Source organism: Desulfobulbus propionicus DSM 2032 (genome assembly GCF_000186885.1).
Lineage (GTDB): Bacteria > Desulfobacterota > Desulfobulbia > Desulfobulbales > Desulfobulbaceae > Desulfobulbus > Desulfobulbus propionicus.
Genome location: NC_014972.1, coordinates 1,324,435 through 1,347,600 on the forward strand (window position 1 = coordinate 1,324,435; position 23,166 = coordinate 1,347,600).

Genomic DNA, 23,166 nt, shown 5'->3' on the forward strand with positions numbered 1-23,166 from the left:
GCCGGCCGCACGGGAGGGAACCAGCGCTACAGCGTCAGTTCCTCCACCCGGCATGTCTGGGCCCCGGCGGCGCGTATCTCTGCGAGGGCCCGTTCGCTGTCGCCCGGCTGGAGATCGACCCCGGCCACGGCGTCAATGAGCACGGTGACCGCCAGGCCGCGCAGGCGGGCATCGAGGACCGTGGCGCGCACGCAGTAGTCGGTGGCCAGGCCGCCAATGTAGAGGTGGCCGACGCCAAGTTGGCGCACAAGATCGGCCAGCACGGTGCCGGCATCGTCCACGCCGTCGAAGGCCGAGTAGCCGTCCAGCTGTTCGTCAATGCCCTTGAAGAGAAGAATGGTGTCGGCGGGCAGGCGCAGGCCCGGATGAAATTCGGCGCCCGGTGTGTTCTGGACGCAGTGCACCGGCCATAGGCCGCCAAAGGGCTGAAAATGACCGGTATGCGGCGGGTGCCAGTCGCGGGTGGCCACGACGGGCAGCCCGGCGGCAGCAAAGGCCGCCGCCGCCCGGTTGAGCGGTTCCACCACCCGGTCGCCATCGGGCACGGCCAATGCCCCGCCCGGACAGAAATCGTTCTGCACATCCACCACGATCAACGCGGCCTTGGGGGTGCTGTTGTGGTTCATGCCTGCCTCCTGCCCGCATTCATCGCCTCGATCAGGCGACAACGCAATGCTTTTAGTTGTGGTGAAATCGACACCTTGTAGCGGTGCGGATTGACGAAGCGGCGGCAGCCCTGGGGCAGCAACGCCAGATCGCGGCGGCAGCGCTCGGCCATGGTCTCGATCGGTTCCTCGGCCAGCAGCCGTTGTCCGCGCTCCATGACCACCTGGCGCAGATCGACCAGCCGGCACGGCGGCAGGGTGGTGTGGCGCAGGGGGTTGGTCGGGTCATAGACGGTGGTGCCGCCGGTCACCGCATCGTCTTCGAGGCAGACCAGATCCTGGAGATAGCTGCCTTCCGGGCCGACGGCGCGCAGCACCCGCTTGGCTCCGGGCAGGGTAGCCTTGGCCAGGTCGCTGGTGCGCTTCATCTTGGGCTGGCCGTCGATGGCCACCAGTTTGTACACCCCGCCCAGGGCCACGCCGCCGGGGCCGGAGGCAGTGGCCAGTTTGGTGCCGACGCCGTAGATGTCCACCCGGCCGCCCTCGTTGCGGATCGATTCGATCACCCATTCGTCGAGTTCGTTGGAGGCAAGGATGCGCACCTCCGGGAAGCCCGCCGCGTCGAGCATCCGCCGGGCCTCACGCGACAGGTAGGCCAGGTCGCCGGAATCAAGGCGGATGCCGCGCAGGTTGTGGCCCCGCGCGTGCAGCTCGCGAGCCACGGTGATGGCGTTGGGCAGGCCGCTTGTGAGGGTGTCGTAGGTATCGACCAGCAGGACGCTGCTGTCCGGGAAGGCGTCGGCATAGGCGCGGAAGGCGGTCAGTTCGTCGGGGAAGGACTGCACCCAGCTGTGGGCGTGGGTGCCGCGCACCGGCAAGCCAAAGTCCATGCCCGCGAGCACGTTGCTCGTCCCCTTGGCGCCGCCGATGCAGGCGGCCCGCGAGGCGGACAGGCCGCCGTCCGGTCCCTGGGCGCGGCGCAGACCGAATTCGATCACCTCGCCATCGCCCGCGGCCGAGCAAATACGCGCCGCCTTGGTGGCCACCAGGGTCTGGAAGTTGATGCTATTGAGCAGTACGGTCTCCACCAGCTGCACCTCGGTCAGGGTGCCGGACACGGTCAGCAGCGGCTCGTTGGCAAAGACCACGCTGCCCTCAAGTGGAGCCACCACCGTGCCACAGAAACGAAAGGTGCGTAGATACTCAAGAAATCTGGGCTTGAACAGGTGCAGGCTGGCCAGGTAGCCGATCTCCTCTTCGGTGAAGCGCAACTGCTCCAGGCAATCCAGGGCCGGAGCGAGGCCGGCGAAGATCGCATAGCCGCCCTCGAAGGGATTGGTGCGGAAATAGAGATCGAACACCGCCTGCTTGTCGGCCATCCCTTCTTCCAGGTAGCCGGCGAGCATGGTCAGTTCGTACAGATCGGTGAGCAGGGGAGAGATGCGCATGGGATGCTCCGGGTGAGGAGGGCGGTCGATGGTTCCCGGGTGGACAACCAGCTTTTTTGATAGTGCAAAATCCGGGCGGCCGCAAGCGATTTCCCCGGAAGGGGAGCCGCGCCGGGCGAGCCATGGGGCACGTTCCGGCGCGGTTGTTCCCGCGTCGCGGGCAGGGTCAGCGGATGAAATTCATGTAGATTTTGTTCTCGCGCTCGGGCGGGGGAATGGTGGCCTTGCCGTGCTCGACCAGTTTCATCAGCCAGGCCATGTTCTTGCCCAGGGTGCGCATGATCTGGGTGCCTTCCTCGTCCTTGACCGCCTCGCCGGGGCGGGTGCCATGGATCACGTTCCAGTAGTTGGCCGATGGCATCAGCATTTCCGAATAACAGATGAAATTATTCAGTTGGTTGAAGGTGGGTAACCCGCCGGAGCGGCGTACCGCCACCACCGAGGCGCCGACCTTGTGGCGCAGCATGCCGTTGTTGACCCCGGTGACGTAAAACACCCGGTCGAGAAAGGATTTCATGGTGCCGCCGATGGCCGAGAAATGCACCGGCGAGCCAAGGAGGATGCCGTCGGCCGCCTTCATCTTCTGGATCCACTCGTTGACCGGATCCTCGGTCTGCACGCACTGCTCGTTGCGCTTCTTGAAACACTGGCCACAGGCCAGGCAGCCACGGATGGCCTTGTTGCCCACATGGATGATCTCGGTGGCGATACCTTCCTGGGCCAGCGCATCGGCGACCATCTGGATGGCGTGATAGGTGTTGCCGTTCTTGTTGGGACTGCCGTTAAAGGCCACGACGTTCATTGTCTTCTCCTTGGGTTGAATGGAATGGGTGTATCTACTTCCCTTTTACGACCGTTTCGCCTATAATGAAACTTATGCTTTTCAACGTCAATAACGAACTTTTTGGTAACGTAGTGCATTTTTCGAAACATAGTACCTTTTTTGTTCCTTTGGGCAGGGTGGAGCGGGGCAATGGACGCTGAGCTCGACACGGAACGGTTGATCTACCGGGACAAAGAGTATGCCTGCGGCATCGACGTCACCCTGGCGGTGGTCGGCGGCAAATGGAAGGCCTCGATCCTCTGGCACCTGGCGGGGGCGACCATGCGTTTTTCCGACCTGCAGCGCCAGTTCGCCGACACCACCCGCAAAATGCTCACCCAGCAGCTGCGCGAGTTGGAGGCCGACGGTCTGGTTCACCGCGAAGTGTACCCGCAGGTACCGCCCAAGGTGGAGTATTCGCTCACCGACAAGGGGCGGAGTATCTTTCCCATCCTGCAACAGATGTGCGAGTGGGGCAAACAGTACCTGCGCGACTGATCGCGACAAGGCCCGCCGCTTCCCGATCAACACGGAGACCCACCATGGAACCCCACGAACAACGCCAGCCGGCCAGCCCGCGCGCTCCCTTTGCCCATCTGACCCCGGAACGCATCCTCCGCGAGGTCGAAACGGCCCTGGGGCGTGACTGCTCCAACCTGTGCCGCTCCTACAACAGCTACATCAACCGGGTGTTCGAGCTGGCCGATGCGGAGGGCAACGGCTTGGTGGCCAAATTCTACCGCCCGGGCCGCTGGTCGCGCCAGGCCTTGCAGGACGAGCACGACTTTCTCCTTGAGCTGGCGGCGGAGGAAATCCCGGTCATCGCGCCCCTGCCGCTAAGCGACGGTTCCACCCTCGGTTGCTGCGATCAGACCTTTTTTGCCGTTTTTCCGCGCAAGGGCGGGCGCTGCGTGGACGAGCTCCTCGACGAGCAATGGCTGGAGGTCGGCCGTCTGCTGGCGCGGGTGCACCAGGTGGGCGAGCGGCGGCGGCCGCGTGATCGGGTAACCCTGCATCCCGCCGAAACCACTGCGGCCCAGGTGGCGTTGCTGTGCGACAGCGGTCTGATCCCGGTGGATTTGCGTGAAGCCTACGCCCGGATCGCCACCCAGATCATCGAGCTCGTTCAGCCGCTTTTCGCCCGTGGCGAGGCGATCAGAATCCACGGCGACTGCCATCGGGGTAACCTGATCCACCGGCCGGGTGAATCGTTTTTCCTGATCGATTTCGATGACATGGCGGTTGGTCCGCCGGTCCAGGATCTGTGGATGCTGCTGCCCGGCCCCCCGGAAGAGTGCCCGGTCGAGCTGGACCTGCTGCTGGAGGGCTACGAAACCTTCCGCAGCGTTGACCGTGCCAGCCTTCGCCTGATCGAACCCCTGCGGGCCATGCGGTTTGTGCACTACTCGGCCTGGTGCGCCCGTCAGGTGCTCGACGATGGCGCCACCAGCGTGATCCCTGATTTCGGTTCGCGCGGGTATTGGCAGCGGGAAATCGCCGACCTCCACGATCAGTTGGCGCGAATCAGGGAAGGGCAACATCCGTCGGGCAATGCCCCCTGAGCCGGTCGGCGTCCGTCCGAGAAAAATCTTTCGCAAGCCGCTGGGGTCAGGTACAATTATTTTTTGAATTGACGATCGATCGTCGGCCATGAGGCCAGCGCCGGGCCATGATCGATTCGCCGTGGTTTTTGATGGGTAGGGCCGGATGCCGGCTTTACCGTTTTCATTTTTTCTTCAGGAGAAGATCCATGAAAAAAATTTGCGTGTTGTTCATGTACGCCGCCGTGGCTGCTGCCCTGGTCGGCTGTGGTACCGCCACCATTCCCCCCAACTATTCGTCGACCAACCCCGATCTGATGCGCATCGGCGGCGACACGCCGGGCAGCCGGGAGCCTGAGATCATCAACATGGGGTCCTACTGCCTGCAGGTGACCGAGAAATGGAAGGCCGACGGCAAGACCCCGGATGATCAGATCATCTGGACCAAGGACAGCTACCGCAAGGCAATTCCCTGCCGGTAAGCGGGCGGCCAATGCTTCAATGCGCAACACAAACGGCTGACTCGCCGCGTACGGATCGTGGGGGACAGGTCCTGGGGTACAAGGCGTTCGAATAACGTGTTCTCGCCTTTTTCCGTTCGTTTTCTCTGGATGAGGTGCATGCATGATCAAAAAGACAACACTTGTCCTGATGCTCTGCCTGCTGTTGACACCGTCCGTGGGATACTCGCATCATCACCACGGCGACGCGGCCCTGGCCTGGGGGCTGACCGGTTTGTTCATCGGCTCGATGCTCACCGCCGCCGCCTACCGGCCGCCGGTGGTCTATGCGGCGCCGCCAGCGGTTTACCGGCCGCCGGTGTATGCCTATGCCCCGAGCGTGCCGCCGGGCTCCTGCCGCTGGGAGCGCTATGTGCTCGATGGCTACGGTCGCGCCCTGCTCGACCCCTACGGCCGGCCGATCAAGGAATATACCATCGGCCCCTGTGACTACCCGCCGCCCTATTGAGCGGGCGGGGACCGTCTCCCAACCGGCGACCATGTCCGACACGGGTCAGGCCGCCGGTTGCTTCCTCCCAAAACGGGTCATCAGAGCGCCGCTTCCAGTATCTTGCGGCTTTCGGCCAAGGTAATCTCCCGTTTTTCCCCCAGCGCGGTCAGGCCGTGCGCTTCCAAGGCGTTGAGAACATCATCGATCCGCTCCGCGCCCACGCCGTAAGCGCCAAGCCGGGTGGCGACCCCCAACCTCTCGAAAAAGGTTTCGGTCTTGGCAATGGCCGCATCGATCCGCTCTTCCTCGCTCCCTTCCCGCAGATCCCAGACCCGCTCGGCGAATTGCAGCAGCTTGGCCCGTTTCTGTTCCCGGCGCACCTTCCATACCGCCGGCTGGACAAGGGCGAGCGTCTTGGCGTGGTCGAGGCCGAACAGGGCGGTGAGTTCGTGACCGATCATGTGGGTGGTCCAGTCCTGGGGCACGCCGGCGCCGATCAGGCCGTTGAGCGCGTTGGTGGCGCACCACATCAGGTTGGCCCGGGCGTCGTAGTCGGTGGGGTTGTCCAAGGTGGCCGCGCCGATCTCGATCAGGGTGCGGAGGATGCCCTCGGCGGTGCGGTCCTGGAAGCGGCCCTCGGCCGGCAGGGTGACATACTGCTCCACGGTGTGGATGAAGGTGTCGATAACCCCGTTGGCCACCTGCGTGGGCGGCAGGGTAAAGGTGAGGGTGGGGTCGAGGATGGAGAACTGGGGAAAGACCAGCGGATGGAAGAAGACGTACTTGCCGCTCTGATGGCTGATCACCCCGCCCGAATTCATTTCCGAGCCGGTTGCCGGCAGGGTGACCACCGTGCCCAGGGGAACGGCGGAAACGAGTTGCGCCGGTTTGACCCTGCCCAGGAGAATATCCTCGGCCTTGCCCTCGAAGCGGGAGGCCAGGGCGATGAACTTGGTGCCGTCCATGACCGAGCCGCCGCCGACGGCGAGCAAAAAGTCGATCTGTTCACCGCGCACCACTTCCACCGCCCGCATCAAGGTGGGGAAACGGGGGTTGGGCTCGATGCCGCCGAACTCGATCACCGCGCGGCTGCCCAGAGCCTGGCGCACCTTGTCCAGGGTGCCGAATTGCTTGACGCTGCCGCCGCCGTACAGCACCAACACCTTGGCTCCGTCCGGCAGCAAGCGGTTGAGTTCCTTGATCCGGTCCCTGCCGAAAACGATCCGTGTCGGGTTGTGGAATTCGAAGTTGAACATAGAGGTGTCTCCTTGGAAGAATGATTGACCGGCTGCCGGTGCCAGGGGTCGCACCGGCCCTTTGCCTAGAAAAATGCCCTCACCCTAACCATTGCCAGGTGGGCGGGCAAGGAGCGGCGGTGCGGCGCGCGCAGTTTCCCGCCAGGGTTTTGGGTGGCTGAAGTGGAGCGCCGGGTTGCCGAAACGTGCCCTGTTGGATAGGATGATGCCCAGAAAGAAGACCCTCAACCGATCAGGAGGCCGATGCCCATGCAGTCCCATCACCTTGTCGCCTATTTTTCACCCGCCGGATCGACCCGGCTGGTGGCCGAAACCATCCGCCTTCGTCTGGCCCATCACGGCCATGCGGCCACGATGATCGATCTGGGCAAGCGGAACGTCCCGCTCCGGGAAAAGCTGGCGCCCCTAGTCGGCAAGCCCTGCTGCCTGTGGATCGGTTCCCCGGTCTACTGCGACCATGCGGTTCCGGTGGTGAGTGATTTCCTGGCCGGCCTGCCGTCCGGTCTGGGCGGTCATGGCGTTGCCTTTGTCACCTGGGGCGGCGTGACCAGCGGCCTGGCCTTGCCCGAACTGGCACAACAGCTGCGGGCAAAGGGGTTCATACCCGTGGCCGCGGCCAAGGTACTGGCCGTGCATTCGTCCCTGTGGCAATCGCCACGGCCGCTGGGCATGGGCCATCCAAACGGCGGCGATCTGGCCCTGGTCGAGCGGATGGTGGAGGCGGTGGTGAACAATCTGGCCAACGGTTCCGTCCAGCCATTGGCACAATCGGCCCTGGAATACCTCTCGCCCGCGCTGCGCGCCGATGCCGCCGGCAAGAGTCTGGCCCTGGCCAAGGCGTCCATGCCGCCGCTCGCGGCCGATGAACAGCGGTGCAGCCGTTGCGGGGAGTGCGCCCTGGCCTGTCCGGTGGCCGCCATTGTTCTTGACCCTTTTCCGCGCATCGGAGCAGCCTGCGTGGTGTGCATGCAGTGCGTCCGCGTCTGTCCGGAAGAAGCCTTTCCCTACAATGCCCAGGCCGTGGCCGAACGCATTGCGGCCATGGCCGCGCGCAGCGATGAGGCCAAGGAAACGGCGGTCTTTTATTGAAGCAGGTCCGACAGTCCCTGTTTGAGCGCTTCGAGACGCTCGGCAAAAGGCAGGTCGCGGCCCTGCTTGGCACCGTCGTGGATCTCCTGGGCTTTGTCCGCCCAGTGGTCAAGCCCGCATTGCAACAAGGTTCCCTTGAGAGTATGGGCGCATCTGGCCAAGGCGGCCAGGTCGTCCTGTTCGATCGCCGCCGCTGCCTGGGCGAGGGTGCCGGTGATGCTTGACCGGGCCGCCTCCAGGATGCGTTCGATCTGCTCCGCTTCCAGCAGTGTGGCGTGCTGCAGGGCGTCGCGCACTGTTTGCCTGGATGGCCGAGGCGGTGCAGCCACCCCGGTGGCTGGGGGGCGCGCGGTCGATGGCGCCGGTGCTTCCGTGCGGGGAGCGGAAGGCCTGTCGAATGGACCCAGTACCTCGAGCAGCTGGCCGGGCTGAAAAGGTTTGGTGATGTAGGTGTCCATGCCGGCGGCCAGGCACATCTCACGGTCGCCGCCCATGGCGTGGGCGGTCATGGCCACGATGGTCAGATGACGCCCCTTGAGATTGGCGGCCAGCGGGTCGCTGATTTCCGGCGGCAGTTCGATGGCCAGCGGCCGCTGCTGTTCGATGGCCCGGATCGCGGTTGTGGCGGCCAGGCCGTCCAATACCGGCATCTGCACATCCATCAGCACCACGTCGTAGCGGTTCAGCGCCAGGGCGCGCAAGGCCTCCAGGCCGTTGCCGGCGGTATTGACCCGATGTTCCCCCTCCAGCAGCATGCTGGCCACATCCCGATTAACCTCGTTGTCATCCACCACCAAGATGCGCAGGCCGGTGCGTTTCGCGGCCGCCGCTTCCCGGTCCGCGCCATCGGCCGGCAGCGGTTGATCACAGACCGGCAGGGGCACGAGGACGTGGAAGGCGCTGCCCTGGTTGATCCGGCTTTCCACCCAGATTTTCCCGCCCATCAGGGTCACCAACTGCTTGCAGATGGACAATCCCAGGCCGGTGCCGCCATATTGCCGGACATAGGAGTTGTCGGCCTGTTCAAAACTGTTGAAAATCAAGGCGCGTTTTTCCTCGGCAATGCCGATGCCGGTATCGATGACCGTGAAATGGATCAGCGGTTCGCTGCCCCCGCTCGATGGCTGCTCCTGGGTGATGCGCAGGGTGATTGATCCGGCGGCGGTGAATTTGATCGCGTTGCCGACCAGATTGAGCAGGATCTGCCGCAGCCGCAGGTCATCGCCGACCAGACAGGGCGGCAGATTGGGGGCGATATCCATCGCCAGCCGCAATCCCTTTTCCCCGGCCGGCATCTGCAGGGTGGCCATCACCTCCTCAAGCAGCTGACGCGGCGAAAAAGGGGCCGTGCTCAACTTCAGCTGGCCGGCCTCCATCTTGGAAAAATCGAGGATGTCGTTGAGCAGTCCCAGCAGGCTTTCGGCCGAATGGCGCACCGTGTCCAGGAAACGCCCGCGCTTGTCGTCGTCCCGGGTCTGCATGGCCAGATGGGTCATGCCGATGATAGCGTTCATCGGCGTGCGGATCTCATGGCTCATGTTGGCCAGGAACTGCGATTTGGCCCGACTGGCCGACTCCGCCTCCCGCGCCAGCCGCTCGGCACGGACAATGGCGGCCTCCAGTTGCCGGTTGGCCTCGCGCACGCTTTCCTCGGCCTGTTTGCGTTCGCGGATATCGACAAAGCATTCCAGCAGCTTGCGGCGGCCCTTGATGGTGATCATCCGGACCGTCTTCAGCACCGGCAAGGTGGTGCCGTCGGCGCGGAGCATCAGCCGGTCCGAATTGTCGACCGCCAATCCCCGGTCGATGATCGGGCAGGAAAGCTCATCCTGGGGGCAGAGGAAATGGTGGCATTCTCTGCCGATGATCGTTTCGCGGTCGGCGCCGAACAGGGAGGCGGCCAGCGGGTTGACCTCCTCGATGATCCGGCTTTCGCCGTCGATGATCGCCAGGCCGATGGGCAGGCTCTCGATCAGGGTGCGCTGGATGCGTTCGTTTTCCCGCAGTTCCGCCTCCATCCGCATCCGGTCGGTGATGTCCTCCTTGATGGCGATGAAATGGGTGATCGTGCCTTGTTCGTTGCGGATCGGGGAAATGGAGACAGCCTCCCAGTAGAGGGTGCCGTCCTTGCGCTTGTTGTGCAGTTCGCCCTTCCATTCGAGACCGGCGGTGATGGTCTGCCACAGCTCTTTATAGATTTCCTCGGGCATCATGCCGGACTTGAGGATTCGGGGATTCTGCCCCAGGGCCTCCTCGACGCTGAAGCCCGATTTCTGCACGAACTTCTGATTGACGTACTCGATGGTGCCGTCGCTGTCGGTGATCACCACGCTGGCCGGACTCTGTTCCACGGCGGTCATCAGCTTGCGGCCGTTTTCCTCGCTTTGCAGCAGGGCCGCCTCGGTATGCTTGCGTTCGGTGATATCACGGAAGGCGGTCACCGAGCCGACCACGGTACCCTGCTGAAAAATGGGACGGCTGGCGATCTCCATGAGCAGCAGCTCTCCGTTCTTGCAGAGGAAATACTCTTCGCCATCGTATCCTTGGCCGCTATGGTGCACGGTCTGGAAAAAGGGGCACGCTTCCTTGGGCACGGCGCCGTTGCCGCCATGCCGATGGAACAGGTCATGGGCCACCTGGCCGAGCAATTCGTCCGCGTCGTAGCCGAGCAGCTGGCAGGCGGCCGGGTTGACCCGGGTGATCACCCCGTCCCGGTTCTGCATATAGATGCCTTCGGCCAGGGCGTTGTTCATGGCGCTGAGATTGCGCCGTTCTTCGTCCAGGGCCTGACTGCGGCGGCGCAGACGCCAGAGCAGGGCGAAGACCAGGCAGCACACGGCGATGGTATAGAGCAGAAGGATATAAAATTCCTGCTGAAATTTGCCAATGATCGGATCAGGGGCGTAGGTGAGCAGATACCCCGACAGACGGCCGGTGACGTCATGAAGCGGCAGCAGGGAGACCGTATGGGTGGTTGCGTCAAGTACGACGGCGAGGGTCAGCGGCTGGCCGGCGTGCATGGCCTGGTGCACGTCCTTTCTCTTGCCGAGCAGGGCATTGATGGCCTTGGCGGTGGCGGAAAGCGGGGCCGGGCTGTCGGGCAGCACGGCGTTGGCGTCTTCCACCAGGTAGTCGTCATGGATGGTTGCCGGGCTGTACAGCCAACGCTGCTCGGGAAAGAGATAGGTGTCGAGCAGCCGTTTGTTGAGCACATAGGCGTATTCCCGTTCCGGTCCAAGTTCGCGCAGGGCGTCGATGATCGATTTGAAGGTGACGCTGACCTCGACGCTGCCAAGATGGCGGCCACCCTGGGCCAAGGGGAAGACATAGCGAAAACCGGAGCGGATCTTGCCGATTTCCAATCCCTGGATGACCCGCTTTTCGGTGTTGCACAGCCGCACGCTGGGCCGGGCCTCGAACAGGGGGTCGCCGTGGCGCTCGGGTTGAAAAAAGCGCAGATAGCTGGTGCCGTCGGCCAGGTGGAAGTGGAGTTGGAACAGGTTCTGGCGCCGCATCGCCTCGTAGGCGCCAAAGAGGTGGCGATAAAGCCTGCCCCTGGCCAGATCGCGCTGGAGCCCCTGGCTGTTCACCCCCTGGGCGAATAGGTCAAGCGTTTGGGGGGTGTTGAGGGCGTTGTGGTAAAAGCTCTCCATGGCCAGGCGGTAGGACTGGATGCTGGCGCGGTAGGCGGTGTCGAGAATGGCCTGGTGCTCGGAAAAATGGCTTTTTTCCTTGTTGAGTTTGTTGGAGTGCAGGAACAGGCCAAGGCTCAGGGTGCAGAGCACGGTGATGACGAGAAACCCGAGGGGGCCCTGGTGCGTGATGGAAACGGAGCGGTTCATTGCTTGCTGCTGGTCGGTATGTGCAGATTGCCCTTGTAGAGGCGGACCGGGTCAAAATCACGGTCCGAGGCGGCCACCGCGCCAAAACGAAGGGACTCGCCCCACGAGGCGAGCATTTCCTTGTCCGCGCCATTCGGATCCAATTGGGTGAGAGCCGTGCGAAGAGCCTCCATGGTCTGTGCCGGCAAGGTGGCCCGATTGGCGATCAGGGCAAAGGCGGGAAAGGGCGGCGTTTCCGCCAGGATGGCTATGCCGAGATGAGCATATTTTCGGCCGATGGCCGTCTTGACGCCGCCGGCATCGAACTCTCCTCGGACCACGGCCAGGGCCACGGCATCATGCTTGTCCAGATAGCGGTAGCTGTTGTTCTCCAGGCTGCCGCCATGCTGCCGCAGCAGGCCGTTGACCGCCAGATAGCCGCAGGTGGACAGCGGCTGGGTGAGAGCGATCCGGCGATGGGTCAGGTTGTCGAGCGGCAACGGCGTGTCGGCCAGGCTGATCAGGGCGCAGGTGTACATCGGCTGGCCCGATGCCTCGTTGAAATGAACCAGCGGCTCGGCCTGCGGCGCTTGGGCCCGCAGTTCGACATAGGGCAAAGGTCCCAGATAGGCGAGATCGATGGTGCCCGCCTTGAATTTTTTCAGGATCTGGGCGTAGTCCTCGGAGAAGTCAAATTCGATGGTTACCCCGAGCTGCTTTTGCAGAAAAGCCACCATGGGCCGGAATTGGACAACCATGGCTTCGCGGTTTTCCATGGGCAGGGGGGCAAAGCGCAGGCTTTTCGTCTCGGCGGCCAGCGTGGGGCAAAGCGCTGCCAGGACGATGGCGAACAGGAGCGAGGCGGCCGCGAGCCGTCGCCGGACCTTTGCCGGATGGTTGCAGACGCGGCTGCGCAGGAAATGAAGGAGGTTTCGGCAGGCCATGTTCACACCAGTTTTTCCACGCCGCTGTAGAAAAAGTAGCAGGAAAAACAAAGGAGAAACAGGGCGCAGCAACCGATCAGCCGACGATAGGCGACCGGGCTGAACAGCCGTCGTCCCCGACTGATGCCAAAGGAGATCAGGCTGTACCACAGCAGGTCAGCCAGGAGATGGCCGGTGAAAAAGGCGGCCACGCCAAGGAGCCCGAAGCGGGCCGAGTGGAGGATATATCCCAGGCCGATGGAGGCCCACCAGATCAGCCAGTAGGGGTTGCACACACTGAGCACGATGCCGGCGAGCACCAGGTTTTTTCCGGTTTCTGCGGCGATGACGCTGGGGAGCTGCAAGGTGGGCAGACTCCGCAGCATGGAGCAGCCCATCCAGAAGAGGGTTGCCCCGCCCAGCAGGGCGATGACGACGAAGACATCGTCGCGGCCGAGCACCGCGGCGAAACCGGAGAGCAGGGCGCCGGCCAGGACCAGCTCCAGCAAACCGTGGCCAAAGATCATCAGGGGGCCGGCGACGGCGCCCCGCCGCGTGCTTTCGCTGATGGTCACGGTCATCAGCGGACCGGGCATCATGGCCCCGGAAAAGGCGATCATGAACGACGAGGCGAAGATGGACAGCAGGGTCAGGGTCATGGGAACCGCTTCCGTGACGTTGCGGTGGGATTGCCCGACTCCGTCGCCACGGTTGCCGGAACCGCGGGCAGGGAGGCAAGGATCACCAGCACCACCCCGCCGGCGATCACCGCCAGGTTGGCCGCCATGGACAGGCCGTGCAGCTGGCGGAACCGCACTCGCAGCGGATCGTCCTTGGCGGTGGTCTCAAAGGAGGTGATCGATTGTTTCAACGCGGCGGCACGCGGTTCGAGGACAAAGGCCTGCACCGAGGTGAGCAGCAGCATCACGGTGATGAGCGCCAGGGATGCCGCGGCAAAGCGGCCCCGGTTGAGCACGTGGCACAGCAGGGCCACCGTCCCGCAGGCCAGACCCCAGCGGAAGTAGCCGGGAAAGAGCAGGCTGACGATGTTGCCCGCCAGATCGCGGGACAGAGCGGCAAAGAGTTTGGGGGTGAGGATGAAGGTGAACAGGGCCGCGCCGCCCAGCCAGCAGCTCACGGCAAGGTTATGGAGAATGGTCAGCAGATGCATGGAAGCTCAAGGTTCAGGTTGCGGTGGCCGGGCGTGGCTGCCGGCGCGCCGTGTGATGCAAACGGTCTTTAATTTATCATGCCGCGAAAAATTAGTGTAGACTTTGTGCGCGGGAACCTGCCGATTCGCGCATGGAGACTGGCGCGGCACAGGGAGGAGTTTGCCCTTTTGGGGCGCCATGGCTATTTTTTCGTGGAACTGGTTGTTTTAATGACAGATAATGGGTGTGCGGATTGCGCAAGGTGTTGTATCATAACCGCACGACAGCAAGGCTGAACGTGCAGCGGGGAACCAAACCGGAGACCGTCCTACGAGGGAGGAGGAATGCCGCAGAAAAAAACCATCGGGCCGGCGGCGAGCGACGAGGCTGACCGGCTGCTGGACGAGCTGGAACGACAGAACGAAGAACTGCGGCTGGCGCGGGCCGAGGTGGAGGCCGGGCTGCGAAAATATTACGATCTCTATGATTTTGCCCCGGTGGGCTACTGCACCGTCAGCCGTGACGGTTTGGTGCTTGAGTCCAACCTCGCCGGGGCGTTGCTGTTGGGCGTGGACCGGTTACGGGTGCTGCGGTGCCCTCTCGCCGGTTTTGTCGTCCGGGAAGGGCGCAACGATCTGGCCCGTTTTTTGGAGCGGGTCTTTTCCGGCGAACACAAGGCGACCGGCGAGCTGCGGGTGCCGGATGGCGAGGGAGGGGTGCGGCATCTCTATCTGGAGGGGGGCTCCTTTGAAACCCCCTTGGGCGAGCAACAGTGCCGCATCGCGATGATGGATATCACCCAGTCCCGGCAGACCAGCGCCGAACTGGAACATTACCGCTATCATCTGGAGGAACTGGTGCAGCAGCGCACCAGCCAACTGGAAGAGGCCAACCTTCGGCTGCGGGAGCAGACGGAGAACCTGACCTCGATCTACCAGGCCATGGACAGTATCGGCCTGATTGTCTGCTCCCTTGAAGAAAACGACGCGCGGATCGACATTTTCAGCGCCGGCGCGGAAAAGCTGTTTGGCCATCGCCAGGACGAGGTGCTCGGCGCATCGGTGTCCCTGATCTATCCCCCGGCAGCCAATGCCATGGTTGCGGACATGGTCAGACGGCTGCGTCAGGGCGAGGCGATGCAATCCTTTGACAGCACCCTGGTGCGCAAGTCCGGCGATTGTTTTCCCGCAGTGATCTCATTTCATCCCTTTGCCCGACAGGACGGCCTGTTCACCAAGGCGGTGGGCGGGTGCCGCGATATTTCCGAACTGATGTACATCCAGAATCAGTTGCAGGCAATGAACGACGAGCTGGAGCGGCGGGTCGAACAGCGCACCCGCGAGCTGCAGGAAACCCAGCGGCAATACCTGCACGCGGAAAAGCTTTCGGCCATCGGCAAGCTGTCCGCCTCCATCGCCCATGAATTCAACAACCCGCTCCAGGGCATTCTGTCGATCTTGAAGGGGCTGAAAAAACGCGCCATCCTTGAGGAAGAGGACCGGGTACTGCTGGAGGCGGCCATCGCCGAGAGCGACCGGATCAAGGAACTCATCCGCCAGTTGCAGGATTTTAACCGTCCTTCGTCGGACCGCAAGGCGGTGGTGGACGTGCACCAGTCGCTCAACTCGGTGCTGCTGCTGCACACCAGCGATTTCAAGGGCAAGCGGATCGAGCTCCGCCTCGATTATGCCGAGCGGCTGCCGCATATCCTGGCCGTGCCCGATCAGATCAAGCAGGTTTTTCTCAACCTGCTGGCCAACGCGGCCGACGCCTGCCGTCCGTCTGGCGGCGTGATCACCGTGACCACCCGGTTGGTCGACGACAGGGTGGCGGTGACCGTTGAGGACAACGGCATCGGCATCGTTCCGGAAGACATGGACCTGATCTTTCAGCCGTTTTACACCACCAAGCCCGAGGTCAAGGGCACCGGCCTGGGGCTGTCGGTCAGTTACGGGATCGTCAAGGATCATCAGGGAGAGATCCGGGTGGAAAGCCGGCCGGGAGAAGGGGCGCGCTTCACCGTTTTGCTGCCGGTGGGAAACCGATACCATGCCTGATCCTTCTGGGGAAACGAACCGTCCAGCGGGCGGGCAGGCACGAATTCGACAAGGAGGGGCCATGGCGAAAACATCCATTCTGTTTGTTGACGACGAGGAAGTGATCCGCAAATCCTTTGTCCGGGAATTGGAGATGGAACACTTCACGGTCACCGCCGTTGATGACGGCACCGAGGCCATCCGCGCGATCGCCGGGCAAGATTTTGACGTGGTGATCACCGATCTGGTCATGCCGGGCATGGATGGATTCGGGGTGTTGAAGGCGGTGAAAAAGAAAGAAGGCGCCGCAGACCAGCGTCATCATCCTCACCGGCTACGGCGACATGCGTTCGGCCATCGATGCCCTGCGGCTGGGCGCGGACGATTTTACCCTCAAGCCCTGCGAGATGGAGGAGCTGATCTTCAGGATAAGGCGCTGTCTGGACAAGCAGAGCCTGCTGCAGACCCTGGCTTCGCAGAACAAACGGCTGGAAGAGGAGATCAGCCGCCGCCGGGAGGTGGAATCCGAGATCGTCACCAGCGAAAACCGCTTTCGCCTGGCCATGGATGCGGCCTCCAACGGTGTGTGGGATCGCAACCTGGTCACCGGCGAGGTCTACTTCGGCGAAAACTGGCATCTGAGCTTGGGATATGCGCACAAGAGCGACCTGATCGATCACAACTCGTTTGAACAGCTCATCCATCCCGATGACCGCGAACGGGTGCTGGCCCTGCGCGAGGCCCATGTCCAGGGAACAACCCCCCGTTATGAGGCGGAATACCGGATGCGCAACAAGGCCGGCGGCTGGCAGTGGATATTGTCGCGCGGCCAAGCGGTTGCCCGGGACGAGCAGGGCAGGGCGCTGCGGATCATCGGCACCCACACCGACATCACCCGCCTGAAGGAGGTCGAGGCCGAACTCAAGCAGGTGCAGGCCAATCTCGAACAGCGGGTGGCCGAGCGGACCGCCGAGCTGCATGAATCCAACGTCGCCCTCAAGGTGCTGCTCAATAAACGGGAAGAAGACCGCAAGGCGCTGGCCGAGCAGGTCCTGTCCAGTATCGCCCAACTGGTGGACCCCCTGCTCGACCGGCTGCGCAAAAGCGGCCTCAGCGAACAGCAGCGGACCCTGGTCGAGATCCTCGGAGCCAATATCAACGAGCTGACCTCGCCCTTTGCCAACAGTCTGTCCACCAAGCTGACCCGGTTGACACCGGCGGAAATTCAGGTGGCCAATCTGGTCAAACTGGGCAAACGGACCAAGGAAATCGCCGAGATCATGCACCTTGCCCCGGGGACCATCAGCATTCACCGCAAGAACATCCGCAAGAAGCTGGAGCTGACCCACCAGAAAACCAATCTGCAGACCATGCTGTCCACCCAGTCGTGATCATGGGGCATCGGTTGGGAGAGGATATTTTTCCTCTCCATTTCTTCTCCAAAATCCTTCCCTTGCTTTTTTTGTTGGTTTGCTCAAAGTACAACTGATGCAGCTGCCCCGGGCTGTGCCTGGCGATTGATGGGGCAGCCGGGGAGGACGGTCGATGGGCGCGAGGCCCTGAAACCGATCCGGTTGGTCAACGACAAGGGGGACTGGCTATGCACGAAGCGCTTTTTTATCAGCGGATCGAGGGAAACAAGGTGGTCTGCGGTCTGTGCCATCACCGCTGCCGTATCGCCGCGGGAGGCCGTGGCCGTTGCGGCGTGCGCGAGAACCAGGACGGACGGTTGATCAGTCTGGTGTATGGTCGTCTGGTGGCGGAGAACGTCGATCCGGTCGAGAAGAAACCCCTGTTTCATTTTCTTCCCGGCAGCCGGTCCTACTCCATTGCCACCGTGGGCTGCAACTTTCAATGCCTGCACTGCCAGAATTACGAGATTTCCCAATATCCCGGCCGGCATGGCGGCCAGATCACCGGTGTCGGCCGCAGCCCGGCCGCGGTGGTGGAGCGTGCCGAGCAGACCGGGTGCGCCAGCATCAGCTACACCTACGTCGAACCCACCATATTTTATGAGTTCGCCCACGACTGCGCCTGTCTGGCCAAACAGCGGGGCATCAAGAACATCTTTGTCAGCAACGGCTACATGACCGCCGAGGTGGTCCGCCATCTCGCGCCGGTGCTGGACGGCATCAACATCGATCTCAAGGCGTTCAGCGCCGATTTCTACCAGAAGGTATGCAAGGCCCGGCTGGAGCCGGTGCTGGAGAACATTCGCCTGTTCCACGAACTCGGGGTGCTTGTCGAGGTGACCACCCTGGTGATTCCCGGGCACAATGACAGCGAGAACGAATTGCGGGCCATCGCCCGTTTTCTCCGCGGCATCTCGGTCAACATCCCGTGGCATGTGACCGGGTTCTACCCGACCTACAAGATGCTCGATCGTCCCGCCACTCCGACCGCCACCCTGGTCATGGCGCGGGAGATCGGCTTGAACGAAGGCTTGCGCTTTGTCTACACCGGCAACGCGGCCATCGCGGGCGGCGAAGATACCCGTTGTCCGGGCTGCTCGGCCCTGCTGATCCATCGCAGCGGTTTCAGCAGTCAGCAGCTTGCGTTGCAGGCCGGCCACTGCTCCACCTGTCAACTGCCGATTGCCGGCGTCTGGCGGTAGCGGCACACTGTTCCGGTGGTCCCCGCCGGAACAGTGTGCGGAGATTCCCTCCGGAAAACGCCCTGATTGCTCCTCTGATCCCACGGCCTCGTCGTGCCGTTTCCCTCCCACCGCCCCTGGCGGGCCGGTCCCCGCCGATCTCCGCTCTTGTGTTAAGCGCATCCAAACACGGTCAACACCGCTTTTTCATCGTTCGTTGATCCTGTCCTAACACGGCCATGGTTTTTCTGGACGTGGAACAAGGCATCAGCCCGGGCAGGACCGGCTTGCCCGCTCCGGTGCCAGGGAATGACGAACACACGACAGGAGGAGGAAGCGATGCGCAACAAGGCGAACACGGTGCTGTCCTGGATGACCGCGACCTGTTTGGCCGCCCAGGCGGGGATGTCGGTGGGCGGCGCATGGGCGGGAAGCGAGATCGAGGCGCGGCAGCGCGCGGAGCGGCCGATCGAGTGGCGCGCGCCACAGCAAGAAGACAAAACCGTGGCGGTAACGCTGCTGGCCATCAACGATTTTCACAGTCAGATCACCGCCGGTCTGGAGGTGGCGGGGAGGCCCGTGGGCAGTGCCCCGGTGCTGGCCGCCTATCTCAAGGCGGCGCAGGCCAGGGCCAGGGGCCAGACCTTTATCCTTCACGCCGGCGACCATGTCGGCGCGTCCCAGCCGCGGTCGGCCCTGCTTCAGGACGAGCCGGGCATCATGGTGTTCAACATGCTGGGCAACCAACACTGCCGGCCGGGCGGTCTGTACGGAGTGGAATGCAACCTGATCGGCATCCCCGGCAACCATGAGCTCGACGAGGGCATGGGGGAGATGCTGCGCCTGATCCACGGCGGCAACCACCGCCAAGGTCCCTATCTCCAGGATCCGTACCAAGGCGCGCATTTTCCCTACATCTGCGCCAATCTGGTGCGGACCGCGACCAACAAACCGCTGTTTCCCCCTTCTGTGGTGCGAATGGTCGACGGTGTGCCGATCGGATTTGTCGGCGCGCTGCTTCGCCATGCCACCACCTTTCTCCCGCCGGACAGCCTCGATGGCCTGCAGGTGCTCGACGAGGCCGAGGCCATCAATGCCCAGGTGGCGGCCTTGCGGGCCGAGGGCGTGCATGCCGTGGTGGCGGTGATCCATCAGGGTGGCTACCAGCTGCCGGCAAACGGCAGCGAGCACCCGTCCACCCGGCTGGCTGGCGACCTGGCCGCCATCGTCGGTCGGCTCGATGGCGAGGTCGATGTGGTCCTGGCCGGTCACACCCATACGGTGCACAACCTGCTGGTGGACAACGCCGCCGGGCGCAAGACCCTGGTCACCCAGGCCTGGCCCAAGGGCACGGGCTATGCCGAGATCGATCTGGAGATCAGCCGAACAGGCCGCGAGGTGGTGGCGCTCTCCTCGCGGATCGTCACCACCTGGGCCGATCAAGGACCAGGGCTGCGGCCGGATGTTCGGGTGGCCCGGCTGGCCGACCGGGTGGATGCGATGGGCAATGCCGTTGCGGCGCAGGTGATCGCCAATGCGGCCAAACCGATCACCCGGGTCAGCAACGAGGCCGGCGAATCCGCCTTGGGCGATCTGGTCGCCGACGCCCAGCGCCAGGCCATGGGTACCGATTTTGCCTTCATGCACCCCGAGGGCATCGAGGCCGACATCGATCCCGGCCATATCACCAAGGGCGATTACTACACGGTGCAGCCCGCCAACCTCAACCTGGTCAAGTTGGAAATGACTGGCGAACAGATTTATGCCCTGCTCAACCAGCAGTGGACCACCGCCTCCGGCGAAGGACGATTTCTCCAGGTGTCGGGCCTGAGCTATGTGTGGGATGCCCACCGCCCCGCGGGCCGGCGCGTGGTGTCGGTGATGAAGGACGGCGAGCCGCTGCGGAGGGGGGCGAGGTATACGGTCACGGTCAACGAATACCTGGCGGCCGGCGGTGGCAATTTCACCGTGCTGACCGAAGCGGCCAACCCGGTGGTCGGTCCCTTTATCGCCGACGCCCTGCATCAGTACGTGCGCACCCGGCCGCAACCGATCAACGCGGCCATCGAGGGACGGATCAGCCGTCTGAATTGAGCGCCTGACCGGGCGGGCAACGAACGGAAAACCGGTCCCCGCTCAGGACTCGATCTTTTTCTTGATGTCGAGAATCGGCGTGCCGTCGAGCACATCCAAGCCGCTGACGTGCAGGCGACTGCCCTCGACCGCTTCCACCCGCAGCTCCGAGATGGCGATGGGGTTGGGCCGCGCCGGGCTGCGGGTGGCGAAGACGCCGTGCAGTCCCCTTGCCCTGTCTCCCCGGGGGTAGACCTGGAGCACTCCGCGGTCCGCCCGGTGCAGCCAGCACAGCACCACGATGGTCATGCCGGGAACGATGCCGAGCAGGCCGTCGCGGTACGGGGGAAAGATCTCCAGCACGCCCTTGCGACTGGAAATATCGTAATTTTTGGGCGCATCCTCAAGGCGGGTGATATCGCCATGCACCACTCCGATGGCGCGCACGTTGGGTTGTTGGTTTTCCTGCATGATCTTTTTTGGGTATCTAGGAGGAGGCGGTCTGTTCGTCTGGCGGCGCGGGTGCGGCGGCTGGCGGCCGGTCGCCGAGCAGTTGGCGCAATTTCCTGCTCAGTTCGGAGAAGCGATAGGGTTTGGCCATTACCTCGCTGAAGCCGTAGCTGGCATAATCGGCCATCACCGAGCTGTTGCTGTAGCCGCTGGACACGATCCCTTTGGCCTGCGGGTCCATGGCCCGTATCCTGGCCATCGCCTCCCTGCCGCCCATGCCGCAGGGCACGATCAGGTCCATGATCACCGCGTCGAAGGGCTGGCCCGATTGGAGCGCCAGGGCATACTGTTCCACGGCCTGCTCGCCGTCCTGGGCGAACGTCGCTTGGTATCCCAGGGACGCGAGCATGGTCCCCAGAATGCTGCAGATCACCTCGTCGTCGTCCATGACTAAAATGGTGCCGCTGCCTTGGATCAGCTCCGTCTTTTCTTCCGGAGGCGCGACGGGAGCGGACGCCGGGGACAGGGCGGCCGGGAGGAGCAGCGTGAACACGATACCGCCCTCCGGAGCCGGGGTCATGCTCAGGTGTCCTCCATGGTTCTTGACGATCGCCTGGGCGGCGGCCACGCCGAGCTCGTGCAGGCTTTCCCTGGAGGAGGGGGCGAACAGATGTTCGCGATTGTCCGACTCGCCCTTTACTCCCTGATAGGTGATGGAGAGTGCGACGTATTTCCCCCTGGCCAGGGGCAGGGGATCGCCTGCGGCGACCATGGTGTTGTCGCATCGGATACGGATGGGACCACCGCCGGGCATGGCCCGGTCGGCATGCATCAGGAGGTTGGTCAGCGCTTGACCGATCTGCCCTTCGTCGGCGTCAATGCTCCAGAGATCGTCGCCCAAGGCGCAGGTGCAGGTCGATTGGGTTTCTCCCAGGGTAAAACGGCTGCAGCCGGACAACAGATGGGCCACGGTCACCGGGTGTTTTGTCGGAGGACCGTTCTGGGCGAAGGCAAGGAGCTGACGGGTGACCTCCCTGGCCCTGAGCGCCGTGGCCTCGGCCTTGGTCAGGCGCCTGGACGCTTCGTCCTCCGGCGAAAGCAGGGTTTTGGCAAAAGCGATGTGCCCCATCACGGCCATGAGAATATTATTGAAGTCGTGGGCCACGCTGTTGGCGAGAAATTGCAGCGATTCCAGTTTCTGGGCCTTGAGCAGCTCCTGCTCTGCCCATTTGCGCTCGGTGATATCCTCGTAGGCGCCGAGGATGCCGATGATCCTATCCTGTTCATCGCGCAGCGGCGTCTTCGAGGTGGACAGCCAGATCCGCTTGCCGTCGGGTGTGGTCTGCGCCTCTTCGTAATGCAGCTTGGGCTTGCCGCTGATCATGATGGCAAAGTCATCCTGGCGATACATGTCCGCCTGGTCCTTCCAGCCCATGCAGTAATCGTCCAAACCAATCAGTTCCTCCGGTACCTGAAAGCCGGCATCCTGGGCAAAGAGACGGTTGCAGCCCAGATAGGTCGAGGTCAGATCCTTCCAGAACAGGCGAACCGGAATGGTGTCCAGCACCAGCTTGAAGAGATTGTTGGCCGCGGTGGTCCGTTGCTCGCTCTCCTTGAGCGCCTGCTCGGTTCGTTTCCGCTCGGAGATGTCGCACAGCACCAGGCGGCACTGCGGATGGCCGTCGGCGCCGGCAGCGGTGCTGGTGGTCAGGGAGACCCAAAAGGGAGCGCCATCCCCGCGGACCAGCCGCAGTTCACAAGCTTGGGGAACACAGCCGCCGTTTGGTCCCGGAGGCGGGACATGAAAAACATCCCGGTCCTCCTGGTGAATGAACCGGGCCAACGGCTGGTTGATCAGGACATCACGGTCCACCCCCAGCATGGCGGCGGCTGTCTGGTTGGCTTCGAGAATCAGGCCGTTGTCGGAGAGCGTACAGTACCCCACGGGAGCGGTATGGTAGAGATCGAAATAGCGCGCCCGTTCGCGGTCCAGTTTCCCCTGGAGCTGGCGAAGTTCGTCGTTCTGCCGTTCCAGCGCGAGTTGATGGGCGCTCAGTTCGTGGAAGAGCAATCGATGCTCCTCGTCGGGCACGGTATCTGCGGCATGGATCGGCACACTATTCGCTTGCTCGGCCGGCGATGTCTCGTTCGACCGGTCGTGATGAGCTGGGCGGCGGGAACGGTCGTCCGGGGTGCTCATGGAAACTCTCCTTTGACGGGTAAGCGGCAATCATGGCGGTGATCCGTGTCGGCCGTTTCCTGGCGGACAGGCAATGGTGCGAACATGCCTTGCCTGCCCTCCACGCGCACAGGCAAGGCATAGAGAGTGGAGCCGCCGATCTGGACGGCCAGGAACAGGACCGGACGGGCATCGAGGAGAGCGGGCGGAGCCGCTCTCCCGGGAAA

Annotated in this window: 19 protein-coding genes and 1 pseudogene; 10 read left to right on the forward strand and 10 right to left on the reverse strand. The window is 63.3% G+C overall.

Features of this window, described 5'->3' with window-relative positions; all coding sequences use genetic code 11:
- Window positions 1-26: 26 nt before the first annotated feature.
- The 3 genes from pncA to DESPR_RS05820 all read right to left on the reverse strand — a co-directional run bounded on the left by pncA (window position 27) and on the right by DESPR_RS05820 (window position 2,855).
- Window positions 27-626 (reverse strand): bifunctional nicotinamidase/pyrazinamidase, encoded by a 600-nt coding sequence (gene pncA, locus DESPR_RS05810; protein ID WP_015723881.1) that lies wholly within the window; start codon window positions 624-626, stop codon window positions 27-29.
- Window positions 623-2,053 (reverse strand): nicotinate phosphoribosyltransferase, encoded by a 1,431-nt coding sequence (locus tag DESPR_RS05815; RefSeq protein ID WP_015723882.1) that lies wholly within the window; start codon window positions 2,051-2,053, stop codon window positions 623-625. Before DESPR_RS05815 ends, pncA begins: the two co-directional genes overlap by 4 nt.
- A gap of 166 nt (window positions 2,054-2,219) precedes the next feature.
- Window positions 2,220-2,855 carry a flavodoxin family protein gene (locus DESPR_RS05820; RefSeq protein WP_015723883.1) on the reverse strand — a complete coding sequence of 212 codons (636 nt, stop codon included), beginning with the start codon at window positions 2,853-2,855 and terminating at the stop codon, window positions 2,220-2,222.
- A gap of 171 nt (window positions 2,856-3,026) precedes the next feature.
- Here DESPR_RS05820 and DESPR_RS05825 point away from each other — a divergent pair, with 171 nt between their 5' ends.
- From DESPR_RS05825 to DESPR_RS05840, 4 genes are all read left to right on the forward strand, one after another.
- Window positions 3,027-3,374, forward strand: coding sequence for a winged helix-turn-helix transcriptional regulator (locus DESPR_RS05825; RefSeq protein ID WP_015723884.1), 348 nt, complete (start codon window positions 3,027-3,029; stop codon window positions 3,372-3,374).
- A gap of 44 nt (window positions 3,375-3,418) precedes the next feature.
- On the forward strand, window positions 3,419-4,438 hold the full coding sequence (locus DESPR_RS05830) for a serine/threonine protein kinase (protein WP_015723885.1): 1,020 nt from the start codon (window positions 3,419-3,421) through the stop codon (window positions 4,436-4,438).
- A gap of 188 nt (window positions 4,439-4,626) precedes the next feature.
- The gene (locus tag DESPR_RS05835) at window positions 4,627-4,899 is read left to right on the forward strand and encodes a hypothetical protein (protein WP_015723886.1); all 273 of its coding nucleotides are present in this window, start codon (window positions 4,627-4,629) and stop codon (window positions 4,897-4,899) included.
- Between the two features lie 142 nt (window positions 4,900-5,041).
- Complete coding sequence (locus DESPR_RS05840; protein ID WP_015723887.1) at window positions 5,042-5,386, forward strand: hypothetical protein; 345 nt, start codon at window positions 5,042-5,044, stop codon at window positions 5,384-5,386.
- Window positions 5,387-5,466: 80 nt separating this feature from the next.
- On the opposite strand, the gene DESPR_RS05845 is transcribed toward DESPR_RS05840, so the two are convergent.
- Window positions 5,467-6,624 (reverse strand): iron-containing alcohol dehydrogenase, encoded by a 1,158-nt coding sequence (locus DESPR_RS05845; protein ID WP_015723888.1) that lies wholly within the window; start codon window positions 6,622-6,624, stop codon window positions 5,467-5,469.
- Window positions 6,625-6,873: 249 nt separating this feature from the next.
- Here DESPR_RS05845 and DESPR_RS05850 point away from each other — a divergent pair, with 249 nt between their 5' ends.
- The gene (locus tag DESPR_RS05850; protein WP_015723889.1) at window positions 6,874-7,713 is read left to right on the forward strand and encodes a 4Fe-4S binding protein; all 840 of its coding nucleotides are present in this window, start codon (window positions 6,874-6,876) and stop codon (window positions 7,711-7,713) included.
- Here DESPR_RS05850 and DESPR_RS05855 read toward each other — a convergent pair.
- The 4 genes from DESPR_RS05855 to DESPR_RS05875 are packed head-to-tail and all read right to left on the reverse strand — an operon-like array spanning window position 7,707 to window position 13,628.
- Window positions 7,707-11,555 (reverse strand): PAS domain S-box protein, encoded by a 3,849-nt coding sequence (locus tag DESPR_RS05855; RefSeq protein WP_015723890.1) that lies wholly within the window; start codon window positions 11,553-11,555, stop codon window positions 7,707-7,709. The genes DESPR_RS05850 and DESPR_RS05855 overlap by 7 nt on opposite strands.
- The gene (locus tag DESPR_RS05865) at window positions 11,552-12,478 is read right to left on the reverse strand and encodes a PhnD/SsuA/transferrin family substrate-binding protein (protein ID WP_015723891.1); all 927 of its coding nucleotides are present in this window, start codon (window positions 12,476-12,478) and stop codon (window positions 11,552-11,554) included. Before DESPR_RS05865 ends, DESPR_RS05855 begins: the two co-directional genes overlap by 4 nt.
- Window positions 12,479-12,480: 2 nt before the next feature.
- Complete coding sequence (locus tag DESPR_RS05870) at window positions 12,481-13,116, reverse strand: LysE family transporter (RefSeq protein WP_015723892.1); 636 nt, start codon at window positions 13,114-13,116, stop codon at window positions 12,481-12,483.
- The gene (locus DESPR_RS05875) at window positions 13,113-13,628 is read right to left on the reverse strand and encodes a DUF4149 domain-containing protein (RefSeq protein WP_015723893.1); all 516 of its coding nucleotides are present in this window, start codon (window positions 13,626-13,628) and stop codon (window positions 13,113-13,115) included. The genes DESPR_RS05870 and DESPR_RS05875 overlap by 4 nt, the downstream gene beginning before the upstream one ends.
- Window positions 13,629-13,952: 324 nt before the next feature.
- Between DESPR_RS05875 and DESPR_RS17130 the strand changes: the two genes are divergently transcribed.
- The 5 genes and pseudogenes from DESPR_RS17130 (at window position 13,953) to DESPR_RS05895 (ending at window position 20,331) form a co-directional block, all read left to right on the forward strand.
- Window positions 13,953-15,665, forward strand: a complete 1,713-nt coding sequence (locus DESPR_RS17130; RefSeq protein ID WP_015723894.1) for a PAS domain-containing sensor histidine kinase — start codon at window positions 13,953-13,955, stop codon at window positions 15,663-15,665.
- Window positions 15,666-15,798: 133 nt separating this feature from the next.
- Window positions 15,799-15,885 (forward strand): annotated as a pseudogene (locus tag DESPR_RS19285) (hypothetical protein); the annotation flags it as partial.
- A gap of 103 nt (window positions 15,886-15,988) precedes the next feature.
- Window positions 15,989-17,035, forward strand: a complete 1,047-nt coding sequence (locus DESPR_RS17135; RefSeq protein WP_052302068.1) for a PAS domain-containing protein — start codon at window positions 15,989-15,991, stop codon at window positions 17,033-17,035.
- Between the two features lie 209 nt (window positions 17,036-17,244).
- Window positions 17,245-18,258 carry an AmmeMemoRadiSam system radical SAM enzyme gene (gene amrS / locus DESPR_RS05890; protein WP_015723895.1) on the forward strand — a complete coding sequence of 338 codons (1,014 nt, stop codon included), beginning with the start codon at window positions 17,245-17,247 and terminating at the stop codon, window positions 18,256-18,258.
- Window positions 18,259-18,546: 288 nt separating this feature from the next.
- Entirely contained in the window at window positions 18,547-20,331 is a 1,785-nt protein-coding gene (locus DESPR_RS05895) for a bifunctional metallophosphatase/5'-nucleotidase (RefSeq protein ID WP_081457968.1), read from the forward strand.
- Between the two features lie 42 nt (window positions 20,332-20,373).
- Here DESPR_RS05895 and tsaA read toward each other — a convergent pair whose 3' ends face one another.
- Window positions 20,374-20,781 carry a tRNA (N6-threonylcarbamoyladenosine(37)-N6)-methyltransferase TrmO gene (tsaA, locus tag DESPR_RS05900; RefSeq protein WP_015723897.1) on the reverse strand — a complete coding sequence of 136 codons (408 nt, stop codon included), beginning with the start codon at window positions 20,779-20,781 and terminating at the stop codon, window positions 20,374-20,376.
- Window positions 20,782-20,797: 16 nt separating this feature from the next.
- A complete protein-coding gene (locus tag DESPR_RS17140) occupies window positions 20,798-22,960 on the reverse strand; it encodes a hybrid sensor histidine kinase/response regulator (protein WP_015723898.1) in 2,163 nt (720 codons plus the stop codon).
- Window positions 22,961-23,166 lie beyond the last annotated feature (206 nt).